General features: G+C 42.1%; 14 protein-coding genes. 13 read left to right on the top strand and 1 reads right to left on the bottom strand.

Annotation, left to right across the window (positions count from 1 at the left end):
* The first annotated feature begins 115 nt into the window (after positions 1–115).
* Positions 116–826: a purine-nucleoside phosphorylase gene (gene deoD / locus PAN07_RS01010; RefSeq protein WP_000022091.1), complete on the top strand. Its 711-nt coding sequence runs from the start codon at positions 116–118 to the stop codon at positions 824–826.
* A gap of 32 nt (positions 827–858) precedes the next feature.
* Here the strand turns inward: deoD and pavA are convergent, their stop codons facing one another.
* Positions 859–2,514, bottom strand: coding sequence for an Rqc2 family fibronectin-binding protein PavA (pavA, locus tag PAN07_RS01005; RefSeq protein WP_269796723.1), 1,656 nt, complete (start codon positions 2,512–2,514; stop codon positions 859–861).
* 104 nt (positions 2,515–2,618) lie between these two features.
* On the opposite strand from pavA, the gene ybeY reads away from it, so the two are divergent.
* The 12 genes from ybeY (at position 2,619) to PAN07_RS00945 (ending at position 12,281) form a co-directional block, all read left to right on the top strand.
* Positions 2,619–3,116 carry an rRNA maturation RNase YbeY gene (ybeY, locus tag PAN07_RS01000; RefSeq protein WP_141230831.1) on the top strand — a complete coding sequence of 166 codons (498 nt, stop codon included), beginning with the start codon at positions 2,619–2,621 and terminating at the stop codon, positions 3,114–3,116.
* Positions 3,097–3,492: a diacylglycerol kinase gene (locus PAN07_RS00995; protein WP_000378166.1), complete on the top strand. Its 396-nt coding sequence runs from the start codon at positions 3,097–3,099 to the stop codon at positions 3,490–3,492. Before ybeY ends, PAN07_RS00995 begins: the two co-directional genes overlap by 20 nt.
* Positions 3,493–3,508: 16 nt before the next feature.
* Positions 3,509–4,408: a GTPase Era gene (era, locus tag PAN07_RS00990; RefSeq protein ID WP_000143264.1), complete on the top strand. Its 900-nt coding sequence runs from the start codon at positions 3,509–3,511 to the stop codon at positions 4,406–4,408.
* Positions 4,409–4,456: 48 nt separating this feature from the next.
* Positions 4,457–5,281 carry a DNA-formamidopyrimidine glycosylase gene (gene mutM / locus PAN07_RS00985; RefSeq protein ID WP_269796722.1) on the top strand — a complete coding sequence of 275 codons (825 nt, stop codon included), beginning with the start codon at positions 4,457–4,459 and terminating at the stop codon, positions 5,279–5,281.
* Complete coding sequence (coaE, locus tag PAN07_RS00980; RefSeq protein WP_269796721.1) at positions 5,281–5,886, top strand: dephospho-CoA kinase; 606 nt, start codon at positions 5,281–5,283, stop codon at positions 5,884–5,886. The genes mutM and coaE overlap by 1 nt, the downstream gene beginning before the upstream one ends.
* Entirely contained in the window at positions 5,873–7,072 is a 1,200-nt protein-coding gene (locus PAN07_RS00975; protein ID WP_269796720.1) for a multidrug efflux MFS transporter, read from the top strand. The genes coaE and PAN07_RS00975 overlap by 14 nt, the downstream gene beginning before the upstream one ends.
* Positions 7,072–7,221, top strand: coding sequence for a 50S ribosomal protein L33 (gene rpmG / locus PAN07_RS00970; RefSeq protein ID WP_001809104.1), 150 nt, complete (start codon positions 7,072–7,074; stop codon positions 7,219–7,221). Before PAN07_RS00975 ends, rpmG begins: the two co-directional genes overlap by 1 nt.
* Before the next feature lie 39 nt (positions 7,222–7,260).
* Positions 7,261–7,494, top strand: a complete 234-nt coding sequence (secG, locus tag PAN07_RS00965) for a preprotein translocase subunit SecG (RefSeq protein WP_000282517.1) — start codon at positions 7,261–7,263, stop codon at positions 7,492–7,494.
* A 101-nt stretch (positions 7,495–7,595) separates the two neighbouring features.
* Positions 7,596–9,950 (top strand): ribonuclease R, encoded by a 2,355-nt coding sequence (gene rnr, locus PAN07_RS00960; protein WP_269796719.1) that lies wholly within the window; start codon positions 7,596–7,598, stop codon positions 9,948–9,950.
* Positions 9,913–10,380: an SsrA-binding protein SmpB gene (smpB, locus tag PAN07_RS00955; protein WP_001051750.1), complete on the top strand. Its 468-nt coding sequence runs from the start codon at positions 9,913–9,915 to the stop codon at positions 10,378–10,380. The genes rnr and smpB overlap by 38 nt, the downstream gene beginning before the upstream one ends.
* Before the next feature lie 14 nt (positions 10,381–10,394).
* The gene (gene tehB / locus PAN07_RS00950; protein WP_224218198.1) at positions 10,395–11,255 is read left to right on the top strand and encodes an SAM-dependent methyltransferase TehB; all 861 of its coding nucleotides are present in this window, start codon (positions 10,395–10,397) and stop codon (positions 11,253–11,255) included.
* A 72-nt stretch (positions 11,256–11,327) separates the two neighbouring features.
* A complete protein-coding gene (locus PAN07_RS00945) occupies positions 11,328–12,281 on the top strand; it encodes a competence protein CoiA family protein (RefSeq protein WP_269796718.1) in 954 nt (317 codons plus the stop codon).

Here is a 12,281-nt window from a genome sequence, read left to right as displayed (position 1 = left end):
TAATTTGAACACGAGCGGAAAACTTGGAAAATAGATAATCTGACTGAGAAATCAGGATTTCTCGTCAGATTCCTAATTTTCAGTCGTTTTCTTGTCGCTCTTTGTATCATAAATTATGTCTATCCATATTGCTGCTCAGCAGGGTGAAATTGCTGATAAAATTCTTCTTCCTGGGGATCCTCTTCGTGCGAAGTTTATTGCGGAAAATTTCCTTGAAGATGCTGTTTGTTTTAACGAAGTGCGTAATATGTTTGGTTACACTGGTACTTACAAGGGCCACCGTGTATCAGTCATGGGAACTGGGATGGGAATGCCATCGATTTCGATTTATGCGCGTGAGTTGATTGTGGACTACGGTGTGAAAAAATTGATCCGTGTGGGAACTGCAGGTTCATTGAATGAAGATGTCCACGTTCGTGAATTGGTTTTGGCGCAGGCAGCTGCAACCAACTCTAACATCATCCGCAATGACTGGCCACAGTACGATTTCCCACAAATCGCTAGCTTTGATTTGCTGGACAAGGCCTACCATATCGCCAAAGAACTTGGTATGACCACCCACGTTGGGAACGTTTTGTCTTCTGATGTCTTTTATTCAAACTACTTTGAAAAGAACATCGAACTTGGTAAATGGGGCGTCAAGGCTGTGGAAATGGAAGCAGCAGCTCTTTACTATCTTGCTGCTCAACACCATGTTGATGCTTTAGCTATTATGACTATCTCTGATAGCTTGGTCAATCCAGATGAAGACACGACTGCAGAAGAACGCCAAAATACCTTCACTGATATGATGAAGGTTGGTTTGGAAACCTTGATTGCAGAGTAAAATGTAAAAGAAAATCCTGATTTCAAGTAAAATCAGGATTTTTTCATGGATGCGATTTTTTCTGGGTCTGGTGTGACGCGGAGGGTCTTTTGTCCTGTGTAAGTGACAAAGCCGGGTTTGCCACCAGTTGGTTTGTTGAGTTTCTTGACTTCAATCATATCTACCTGCACCAGATTTGATAGGCGACCTTGCGAGAAGTAGGCAGCCAACTCTGCCGCGTCTGTCTTGACTTCATCAGATGGATCTAGGTTGCCTGAGATGACAACGTGGCTTCCGGGAATGTCCTTGGCATGGAACCAAAGTTCCTCCTTGCGGGCCATTTTAAAGGTTAGCTCCTCGTTTTGCAGGTTATTACGTCCTACATAGATGATGGTTTTGCCATCGCTTGCTAGATATTGTTCTGGTTTTTTGCGTTTCTGGATTTTTTCCCGTTGTCTTCTGCGGATAAAACCAGTTTGAATCAATTCTTCACGGATTTCAGCGATTTCTTCTAGTCCAGCTTGGTTGAGGACGGTCTCCACACTTTCCAGATAGAGAATGGTTGCCTTGGTTTCCTCAATCAAATCAGTCAAGTATTTGACAGCTTCTTTTAGTTTCTGGTACCGTTTAAAATAGCGTTGGGCATTCTGGTTGGGTGTTAGAGCTTTATCCAGCGCAATTGTGATAGGTTGATTAGTATAGTAGTTGTCTAGGATTACCTGGTCTTGGTCGTTAGGCACTTGGTGGAGGAAAGTTGTTAGCAATTCTCCTTTTTGACGAAATTCTTCAGCATTGTCTGTCGCCAGTAACTCTTTTTCCTGTTTTTTGAGTTTGTGGCGGTTTTTCTGAAGTTCATTTTCAACACGACGAATGAGTTCACTGGCTTGCTGTTTAACGCGGTCGCGCTCAGCCTTGTCCTTATAGTAGGTGTCCAACAAATCAGAAAGATTTGCAAAAGGCTCTCCCACTTGATTTGCAAAAGGAACTGGACTGAAGGAAGTCTCAGTCAAGCATGGTTTGGTTTCTTGATTGAAAAAGTTACGGAAAGTAGATAGTTTATCACTAACCAGTATGCTTTCCAATTCATTTGCCGTATCACGTCCCAGACCTTGAAAGAGGTTTTGAAGGTTCTTAGCTGTCGTTTCCTGTGTTTGCAGGATTTCAAAGAGTTTCTCGTCCTTGATTGTAAAAGGATTGAGAGATTCCGTACTTGGCGGAGCGATATAGGTCGATCCTGGAAGTAAGGTGCGGTAGCTATTTTGTGAAAAACCAACGTGTTTAATGACTTCGAGGATTTTGTGGCTACTTTTATCGACCAGTAGAATATTACTGTGTTTACCCATAATCTCGATAATCAAGGTAGCCTGGATATGGTCTCCAATTTCGTTTTTATTGGAAACTGTCATTTCCACAATACGGTCATTTTCCACTTGCTCAATCGATTCAATCAGGGCACCCTGCAAATATTTTCTTAAAACCATGATAAAGGTAGAAGGCTGGGCTGGGTTTTCAAAAGTTGTTTGGGTCAGCTGAATGCGTCCAAAAACTGGATGGGCAGAAAGGAGCAGGCGATGACTTTGGCGATTGCTACGGATTTGCAAGACCAACTCTTGTTCAAAAGGTTGATTGATTTTCTGAATGCGACCATTCACTAATTCTCTTTGCAATTCCTCAACCATGTGGTGTAAAAAAAATCCGTCAAATGACATCGTTCTCTCCTTGTGATTGTATTCCATAGTATTATATCAAAAAGGTAGAATAAAATCATGGAAATGTGGTATAATAAAGCCAAGTAAAGAGAAACGAGAAGCACATGTATATTGAAATGGTAGATGAAACTGGTCAAGTTTCAAAAGAAATGTTGCAACAAACCCAAGAGATTTTGGAATTTGCAGCCCAAAAATTAGGAAAAGAAGACAAGGAGATGGCAGTTACCTTTGTGACCAATGAGCGTAGTCATGAACTCAATCTGGAGTACCGTGACACCGACCGTCCGACAGATGTCATCAGCCTTGAATATAAACCAGAGTTGGAAATTGCCTTTGACGATGAGGATTTACTTGAAAATCCAGAATTGGCAGAGATGATGTCTGAGTTTGATGCCTATATTGGGGAACTGTTCATCTCTATCGATAAGGCTCATGAGCAGGCCGAGGAATACGGTCACAGCTTTGAGCGTGAGATGGGCTTCTTGGCAGTACACGGCTTTTTACATATCAACGGCTATGATCACTACACTCCGGAAGAAGAAGCGGAGATGTTCGGTTTACAAGAAGAAATTTTGACAGCCTATGGACTCACAAGACAATAAACGAAAATGGAAAAATCGTGACCTGATATCCAGTTTAGAATTTGCTCTCACAGGAATTTTTACTGCCATCAAGGAAGAACGCAATATGCGAAAACATGCGGTGACGGCTCTTGTAGTCATTCTTGCAGGTTTTGTTTTTCAGGTGTCACGAATCGAATGGCTCTTTCTCCTACTGAGCATTTTCTTGGTAGTAGCCTTTGAAATTATCAATTCTGCTATCGAAAATGTGGTGGATTTGGCCAGTCACTATCACTTTTCCATGCTGGCTAAAAATGCCAAGGACATGGCGGCTGGCGCGGTATTAGTGGTCTCTCTTTTCGCAGCTTTAACAGGCGCATTGATTTTTCTCCCACGAATCTGGGATTTATTATTTTAAATAGTAAGAGGAAATTATGACTTTTAAATCAGGCTTTGTAGCCATTTTAGGACGTCCCAATGTTGGGAAGTCAACCTTTTTAAATCACGTTATGGGGCAAAAGATTGCCATCATGAGTGACAAGGCGCAGACAACGCGCAACAAAATCATGGGAATTTACACGACTGATAAGGAGCAAATTGTCTTTATCGACACACCAGGGATTCACAAACCTAAAACAGCTCTCGGAGATTTCATGGTTGAGTCTGCCTACAGTACCCTTCGTGAAGTAGACACAGTTCTTTTCATGGTGCCTGCTGATGAAGCACGTGGTAAGGGAGACGACATGATTATCGAGCGTCTCAAGGCTGCCAAGGTTCCTGTGATTTTGGTGGTGAACAAGATTGATAAGGTTCATCCAGACCAGCTTTTGTCTCAGATTGATGATTTTCGTAATCAAATGGACTTTAAGGAAATTGTACCAATCTCAGCTCTTCAAGGAAATAATGTCTCTCGTCTAGTAGATATTTTGAGTGAAAATCTGGATGAAGGTTTCCAGTATTTCCCGTCTGATCAAATTACAGACCATCCAGAACGTTTCTTGGTTTCAGAAATGGTTCGCGAGAAAGTTTTGCACCTAACTCGTGAAGAAATTCCGCATTCTGTTGCAGTAGTAGTGGATTCTATGAAACGAGATGAAGAGACAGACAAGGTGCACATCCGTGCAACAATCATGGTCGAGCGTGATAGTCAAAAAGGGATTATTATCGGTAAAGGTGGTGCTATGCTTAAAAAAATTGGTAGCATGGCCCGTCGTGATATCGAACTCATGCTAGGAGACAAGGTCTTCCTAGAAACATGGGTCAAGGTCAAGAAAAACTGGCGCGATAAAAAGCTAGATTTGGCTGACTTTGGCTATAATGAAAAAGAATACTAAGTAGAGGTGGGCTCATGCCTGCTTCTTGTTTTTACAGAAGGAGGACTTATGCCTGAATTACCTGAGGTTGAAACCGTTCGACGTGGCTTGGAAAAATTGATTTTGGGAAAGAAGATTTCGAGTATAGAAATTCGCTATCCCAAGATGATTAAGACGGATTTGGACGAGTTTCGAAAGGAAGTGCCTGGTCAAATTGTTGAGTCAATGGGACGTCGGGGTAAATATTTACTTTTCTACCTGACAGACAAGGTCTTGATTTCCCATTTGCGCATGGAAGGCAAGTATTTTTACTATCCAGACCAGGTTCCTGAACGCAAGCATGCCCATGTTTTCTTTCAGTTTGAAGATGGTGGCACGCTTGTTTATGAGGATGTACGCAAGTTTGGTACTATGGAACTCTTGGCTCCTGACCTTTTAGACGCCTACTTTATTTCTAAAAAATTAGGGCCTGAACCAAGCGAACAAGACTTTGATTTGCAGGTCTTTCAAGCTACCCTAGCTAAGTCTAAAAAGCCCATCAAATCCCATCTTTTAGACCAGACTTTGGTAGCTGGTCTTGGCAATATCTATGTGGATGAGGTTCTCTGGCGAGCTCAGGTTCATCCGGCTAGACCTTCCCAGACTTTGATAGCAGAAGAAGCGACTGCCATTCATGACCAAACCATTGCTGTATTGGGACAGGCTGTTGAAAAAGGTGGCTCAACCATTCGGACCTATACCAATGCCTTTGGGGAAGATGGAACCATGCAGGACTTTCATCAGGTCTATGACAAGGCTGGTCAAGAATGTTCACGTTGTGATACCATCATTGAAAAAATCCAACTAGGCGGACGAGGCACCCATTTTTGTCCTCAGTGCCAAAGGAGGAATTGATGGGAAGAATCATCGGAATCACTGGGGGAATTGCCTCTGGTAAGTCAACTGTGACAAATTTTCTAAGAAAGCAAGGCTTTCAAGTAGTGGATGCTGACGCAGTCGTCCACCAACTACAGAAACCTGGTGGTCGTCTGTTTGAAGCCCTAGTCCAGCACTTTGGTCAAAAAATTATCTTAGAAAATGGAGAACTCAATCGCCCTCTCCTAGCTAGTCTCATCTTTTCAAATCCTGATGAACGAGAATGGTCTAAGCAAATCCAAGGAGAGATTATCCGTGAGGAACTAGCTACATTAAGAGACCAGTTGGCTCAGACAGAAGAGATTTTCTTCATGGATATTCCTTTGCTTTTTGAGCAGGACTACAGCGCTTGGTTTGATGAGACTTGGTTGGTCTATGTGGACCGAGATGTCCAAGTAGAACGTTTAATAAAAAGAGACCAGTTGTCCAAAGTTGAGGCTGAATCTCGTCTGGCAGCCCAGTGGCCTTTAGAGAAAAAGAAAGATTTGGCCAGCCAAATTCTTGATAATAATGGGAATCAAGACCAGCTTCTTACTCAGGTGTTCTCCCTGCTTGAGGGAGGTAAGCAAGATGACAGAGATTAACTGGAAGGATAATCTGCGCATTGCCTGGTTTGGTAATTTTCTGACAGGAGCCAGTATTTCTTTGGTTGTGCCTTTTATGCCTATCTTTGTGGAAAATCTAGGTGTAGGGAGTGAGCAAGCTGCTTTTTATGCAGGCTTAGCAATTTCTGTATCAGCTATTTCTGCGGCGCTCTTTTCTCCTATCTGGGGTATTCTTGCTGACAAATACGGCCGAAAACCCATGATGATTCGGGCAGGTCTTGCCATGACTATCACTATGGGAGGCTTGGCCTTTGTCCCAAATATCTATTGGTTAATCTTTCTTCGTTTACTGAATGGTGTATTTGCGGGTTTTGTTCCTAATGCAACAGCCCTGATAGCCAGTCAGGTTCCCAAGGAGAAATCAGGCTCTGCCTTAGGTACTTTGTCTACAGGTGTAGTTGCAGGTACTCTAACTGGTCCTTTTATTGGCGGCTTTATCGCAGAATTATTTGGCATTCGTACGGTTTTCTTATTGGTTGGTAGTTTTCTGTTCTTAGCTGCTATTTTGACTATTTGCTTTATCAAGGAAGATTTTCAACCAGTAGCCAAGGGAAAGGCTATTCCAACAAAGGAATTATTTACATCAGTTAAATTTCCCTATCTCTTGGTCAACCTATTTCTGACTAGTTTTGTCATCCAATTTTCAGCCCAATCAATCGGCCCTATCTTAGCTCTGTATGTACGCGACTTAGGCCAGACAGAGAATCTTCTTTTTGTCTCTGGTTTGATTGTATCCAGTATGGGCTTTTCTAGCATGATGAGTGCAGGTGTTATGGGCAAGCTAGGTGACAAGGTGGGCAATCATCGTCTTTTGGTTGTAGCACAGTTTTATTCAGTTATCATCTATCTCCTCTGTGCCAATGCATCTAGTCCCCTTCAACTAGGACTCTATCGTTTCCTCTTTGGCTTGGGAACCGGTGCGCTGATTCCTGGGATTAATGCCCTACTCAGCAAAATGACTCCCAAAGCCGGCATTTCGAGGGTCTTTGCCTTCAATCAGGTATTCTTTTATCTGGGAGGTGTCGTTGGTCCCATGGCAGGTTCTGCAGTAGCAGGTCAATTTGGCTACCATGCAGTCTTTTATGCGACAAGCCTTTGTGTTGCCTTTAGTTGTCTCTTTAACCTGCTTCAATTTCGAACATTATTAAAAGTAAAGGAAATCTAGTGCGAGTAAAAATTAATCTCAAATGCTCCTCTTGTGGCAGTATCAATTACCTAACCAGTAAAAATTCAAAAACCCATCCAGACAAGATCGAGGTTTTAAAGTATTGTCCCAAGGAAAGAAAAGTAACCCTACATCTTGAATCTAAGTAGATTTTATGGTAAAATAATAAGGATTTTAAGGAGTTTGATATGTATAACCTATTATTAACCATTTTATTAGTATTATCTGTTGTGATTGTGATTGCGATTTTCATGCAACCAACCAAAAACCAATCCAGCAATGTATTTGATGCCAGCTCAGGTGATTTGTTTGAACGCAGTAAAGCACGCGGTTTTGAAGCTGTAATGCAGCGTTTGACAGGGATTTTAGTCTTTTTCTGGCTAGCCATTGCCTTAGCATTGACGGTATTATCAAGTAGATAAGAAAATAATGGGCAGGACTAGGTCTTTGCCTCTTTTTATTTTTAAAGGATGTTTGAGAAGGTTTTACAGTAAAAGAAAATTAAAAAATCTAGAAAGAAAATATGAAAGATAGAATAAAAGAATATTTGAAAGATAAGGGAAAGGTAACGGTCAATGACTTGGCTCAGGCTTTGGGAAAAGACGGTTCCAAGGATTTTCGTGAGTTGATTAAAACCTTGTCCCTAATGGAAAGAAAGCACCAGATACGCTTTGAGGAAGATGGCAGTCTGGCTTTGGAAGCCAAGAAAAAACATGAGATTACCCTCAAGGGGATTTTTCATGCCCATAAAAATGGCTTTGGTTTTGTCAGTCTGGAAGGGGAAGAGGACGACCTTTTTGTAGGAAAAAATGATGTCAATTATGCTATTGATGGCGATACCGTTGAGGTCGTCATCAAGAAAGTCGCTGATCGCAACAAGGGAACAGCAGCGGAAGCCAAAATTATTGATATTCTAGAGCACAGTTTGACAACCGTTGTTGGCCAAATCGTTCTAGATCAGGAAAAACCTAAGTATGCTGGCTACATCCGTTCAAAAAATCAGAAAATCAGCCAACCGATTTATGTAAAAAAACCAGCCCTTAAACTGGAGGGAACAGAAGTTCTCAAGGTCTTTATCGATAAATACCCAAGCAAGAAACATGATTTCTTTGTCGCTAGTGTCCTCGATGTGGTGGGGCATTCAACGGATGTCGGAATTGATGTTCTTGAGGTTTTGGAGTCTATGGACATTGTCTCAGAATTTCCAGAAGCTGTTGTCAAGGAAGCAGAAAGTGTGCCTGATGTTCCGTCTCAAAAGGATATGGAAGGCCGTCTGGATCTAAGAGATGAGATTACCTTTACCATTGACGGTGCTGACGCCAAAGACTTGGACGATGCGGTGCATATCAAGGCTTTAAAAAATGGGAATTTGGAGCTCGGTGTTCACATCGCAGATGTTTCCTATTATGTGACCGAGGGGTCTGCCCTTGATAAGGAAGCCCTTAATCGCGCAACTTCTGTCTATGTGACAGACCGTGTGGTCCCAATGCTTCCAGAACGACTGTCAAATGGTATCTGCTCTCTCAATCCTCAAGTTGATCGCCTGACCCAGTCTGCCATTATGGAGATTGATAAACATGGTCGTGTGGTCAATTACACCATTACACAAACGGTAATCAAGACAAGCTTCCGTATGACCTATAACGATGTTAATGATATCCTAGCAGGTGACGAGGAGAAGAGACAAGAGTATCAGAAAATTGTTCCAAGTATCGAACTCATGGCCAAGCTCCATGAAATTTTAGAAAACATGCGTGTGAAACGTGGAGCCCTCAATTTCGATACCAATGAAGCTAAGATTTTAGTGGATAAACAGGGTAAGCCTGTTGATATTGTTCTTCGTCAACGTGGTGTTGCCGAGCGCATGATTGAGTCCTTCATGTTGATAGCCAACGAAACAGTTGCCGAGCATTTCAGCAAGCTGGATTTGCCTTTCATCTATCGTATCCATGAGGAGCCTAAGGCTGAAAAAGTTCAGAAGTTTATTGATTATGCTTCAAGTTTTGGATTGCGCATTTATGGGACTGCTAGTGAGATTAGCCAGGAGGCACTTCAAGACATCATGCGTACTGTTGAGGGAGAACCTTATGCAGATGTATTGTCCATGATGCTTCTCCGTTCCATGCAACAGGCCCGCTATTCGGAGCACAATCACGGCCATTATGGATTAGCGGCTGACTATTACACTCACTTTACTAGTCCGATTCGTCGTTATCCAGACCTTCTTGTTCACCGTATGATTCGGGATTACGGCCGTTCTAAGGAAATAGCAGAGCATTTTGAACAAGTGATTCCAGAGATTGCAACCCAGTCTTCCAACCGTGAGCGTCGTGCCATCGAGGCAGAACGTGAGGTCGAAGCCATGAAAAAGGCTGAGTATATGGAAGAATACGTGGGTGAAGAGTATGATGCGGTTGTATCCAGCATCGTTAAATTTGGTCTCTTTGTAGAATTGCCGAATACAGTTGAAGGCTTGATTCACATCACTAATCTACCTGAATTTTATCATTTCAATGAGCGGGATTTGACTCTTCGTGGGGAGAAATCAGGAACAACCTTCCGTGTAGGTCAGCAAATCCGTATCCGAGTTGAAAGAGCCGACAAGATGACGGGCGAGATTGATTTCTCTTACATTCCAAGTGAGTTTGATGTGATTGAGAAAGGCTTGAAACAAGCTGGTCGCAAAGACAGAGGGCGTGGTTCAAATCGTCGTTCAGATAAGAAGGAAGATAAGAGAAAATCAGGACGCTCAAATGATAAGCGAAAGCATTCACAAAAAGACAAGAAGAAAAAGGGCAAGAAACCTTTTTACAAGGAAGTAGCTAAGAAAGGAGCCAAGCATGGCAAAGGGCGAGGGAAAGGTCGTCGCACAAAATAAAAAGGCGCGCCACGACTATACTATCGTAGATACGCTAGAGGCAGGGATGGTCCTGACTGGAACTGAAATCAAGAGTGTACGAGCAGCTCGAATCAATCTCAAGGATGGCTTTGCCCAAGTAAAAAATGGAGAAGTCTGGTTGAGCAATGTTCATATCGCTCCTTACGAAGAGGGCAATATCTGGAACCAAGAACCAGAACGTCGTCGAAAACTCTTACTTCATAAAAAGCAAATCCAAAAGTTGGAACAAGAGACCAAAGGAACAGGAATGACCCTGGTTCCTCTTAAAGTCTATATCAAAGATGGTTATGCCAAGCTCCTTTTAGGTTTAGCTAAAGGGAAGCATGACTATGATAAACGGGAGTCAATCAAACGTCGTGAGCAGAATCGCGATATTGCGCGTGTTATGAAAGCTGTTAATCAGCGATAAAAAGAGGAATGAAGATGGAAAAACTAGTTGCCTATAAACGTATGCCTTTGTGGACTAAAGAAACTATGCCAGAGGCTGTTCAGCAGAAACACAATACCAAGGTTGGGACTTGGGGCAAGATTACTGTTTTAAAAGGAGTTCTCAAGTTTATTGAATTGACAGAAGATGGTGAGGTTTTAGCTGAGCACCTCTTTGAAGCAGGAGCCGACAATCCCATGGCACAACCTCAAGCTTGGCATCGAGTAGAGGCTGCTACAGACGATGTGGAATGGTATTTGGAATTTTATTGTAAACCTGAGGATTATTTTCCTAAGAAATACAATACCAATCCTATTCATTCAGAGGTTCTAGAGGCCATGCAGACAGTAAAACCAGGGAAAGCCTTGGATTTGGGCTGTGGTCAAGGTCGTAATGCACTCTTTCTAGCCCAGCAAGGTTTTGATGTGACAGCTGTAGATCAAAATGAATTGGCCCTTGAAATCTTGCAAAGCATTGTTGAGCAGGAAGACCTAGATATGCCTGTTGGTCTTTACGATATCAATTCAGCCAGTATTGGGCAAGCGTATGATTTCATCGTATCGACAGTTGTTTTGATGTTTTTGCAAGCAGACCGCATTCCTGAAATTATCAAAAATATGCAGGAGCATACCACGGTCGGTGGTTATAATCTTATCGTTTGTGCTATGGATACGGAAGATTACCCTTGCTCTGTGAACTTCCCATTTACCTTTAAAGAAGGGGAATTGGCAGACTATTACAAGGGCTGGGAATTGGTTAAGTACAATGAAAATCCAGGCCATTTGCACCGTCGCGATGAGAATGGCAATCGCATTCAACTACGCTTTGCGACCATGCTAGCTAAGAAAATCAAATAAACATGAATGAAGATTAGGAAATTTCCTGGTCTTTTTTCTTTTTTACGAATAATATAGAAAAGGAGGGAAATCATGTTTGTTGCTAGAAATGCTAGGGGGCAGCTGGTAAATGTGTTAGAGGATAAGCTTGAGAAGCAAGCATACACCTGCCCAGCTTGTGGAGGTCAGCTCCGTTTGCGTCAAGGACCAAGTGTCCGGATCCATTTTGCCCACAAAACCTTAAAAGACTGTGATTTTTCCTCTGAAAATGAAAGTCCAGAACATCTGGAAAATAAGGAAGTCCTTTATCACTGGTTGAAAAAAGAGGCCGAGGTGCAATTAGAATACCTGCTTCCAGAGCTTAAACAGATTGCGGATGTATTTGTAAATGGCAATCTAGCTTTAGAGGTTCAATGTAGTCCCTTGCCTCAAAAAGTTCTTAAAGAGCGTAGCGAGGGCTATCGTAGTCAGGGTTACCAAGTACTGTGGTTGCTGGGAAAAAAACTGTGGCTCAAGGAGCGTTTGACTCGTCTACAACAAGGTTTTCTCTATTTCAGTCAAAACATGGGTTTTTATGTTTGGGAATTAGACAGTGAAAAGCAAGTTTTAAGACTCAAATACCTGATTCACCAAGATCTCCGAGGTAAACTTCATTATCAGATTAAGGAATTTCCCTATGGTCACGGTAGTCTACTGGAGATATTACGTCTTCCCTATAAGAAACAAAAAATATCGCATTTTACCGTTTCCCAAGACAAGGACATCTGTCGCTATATCCGGCAACAACTGTATTATCAAAATCCTTTTTGGATGAAAGAACAAGCAGAAGCCTATAAAAAGGGAGAAAATCTCCTGACTTACGGGCTAAAAGAATGGTATCCACAAATTCGACCATTAGTAGGTGAGTTTTGCCAAATTGAGAAGGACTTAAGCAGCTATTATCAGTATTTTCAAACCTATTATCAAGAAAATCCTCAAAATGATTGGCAAAAGCTCTATCCACCAGCCTTTTATCAGCAATATTTCTTAAAAAATATGGTAAAATAG

The organism is Streptococcus sp. SM5 (assembly GCF_027497975.1).
Note: the sequence above shows the minus strand (reverse complement) of the source record. Positions and strands in the feature narration are given on the sequence as shown.

Excerpts from the sequence above, each read along its gene's own strand:
- deoD (WP_000022091.1), top strand. The coding sequence starts at position 116 with ATGTCTATCCATATTGCTGCTCAGCAGGGTGAAATTGCTGATAAAATT.
- pavA (WP_269796723.1), bottom strand. The coding sequence starts at position 2,514 with ATGTCATTTGACGGATTTTTTTTACACCACATGGTTGAGGAATTGCAA.
- ybeY (WP_141230831.1), top strand. The coding sequence starts at position 2,619 with ATGTATATTGAAATGGTAGATGAAACTGGTCAAGTTTCAAAAGAAATG.
- PAN07_RS00995 (WP_000378166.1), top strand. The coding sequence starts at position 3,097 with ATGGACTCACAAGACAATAAACGAAAATGGAAAAATCGTGACCTGATA.
- era (WP_000143264.1), top strand. The coding sequence starts at position 3,509 with ATGACTTTTAAATCAGGCTTTGTAGCCATTTTAGGACGTCCCAATGTT.
- mutM (WP_269796722.1), top strand. The coding sequence starts at position 4,457 with ATGCCTGAATTACCTGAGGTTGAAACCGTTCGACGTGGCTTGGAAAAA.
- coaE (WP_269796721.1), top strand. The coding sequence starts at position 5,281 with ATGGGAAGAATCATCGGAATCACTGGGGGAATTGCCTCTGGTAAGTCA.
- PAN07_RS00975 (WP_269796720.1), top strand. The coding sequence starts at position 5,873 with ATGACAGAGATTAACTGGAAGGATAATCTGCGCATTGCCTGGTTTGGT.
- secG (WP_000282517.1), top strand. The coding sequence starts at position 7,261 with ATGTATAACCTATTATTAACCATTTTATTAGTATTATCTGTTGTGATT.
- rnr (WP_269796719.1), top strand. The coding sequence starts at position 7,596 with ATGAAAGATAGAATAAAAGAATATTTGAAAGATAAGGGAAAGGTAACG.
- smpB (WP_001051750.1), top strand. The coding sequence starts at position 9,913 with ATGGCAAAGGGCGAGGGAAAGGTCGTCGCACAAAATAAAAAGGCGCGC.
- tehB (WP_224218198.1), top strand. The coding sequence starts at position 10,395 with ATGGAAAAACTAGTTGCCTATAAACGTATGCCTTTGTGGACTAAAGAA.
- PAN07_RS00945 (WP_269796718.1), top strand. The coding sequence starts at position 11,328 with ATGTTTGTTGCTAGAAATGCTAGGGGGCAGCTGGTAAATGTGTTAGAG.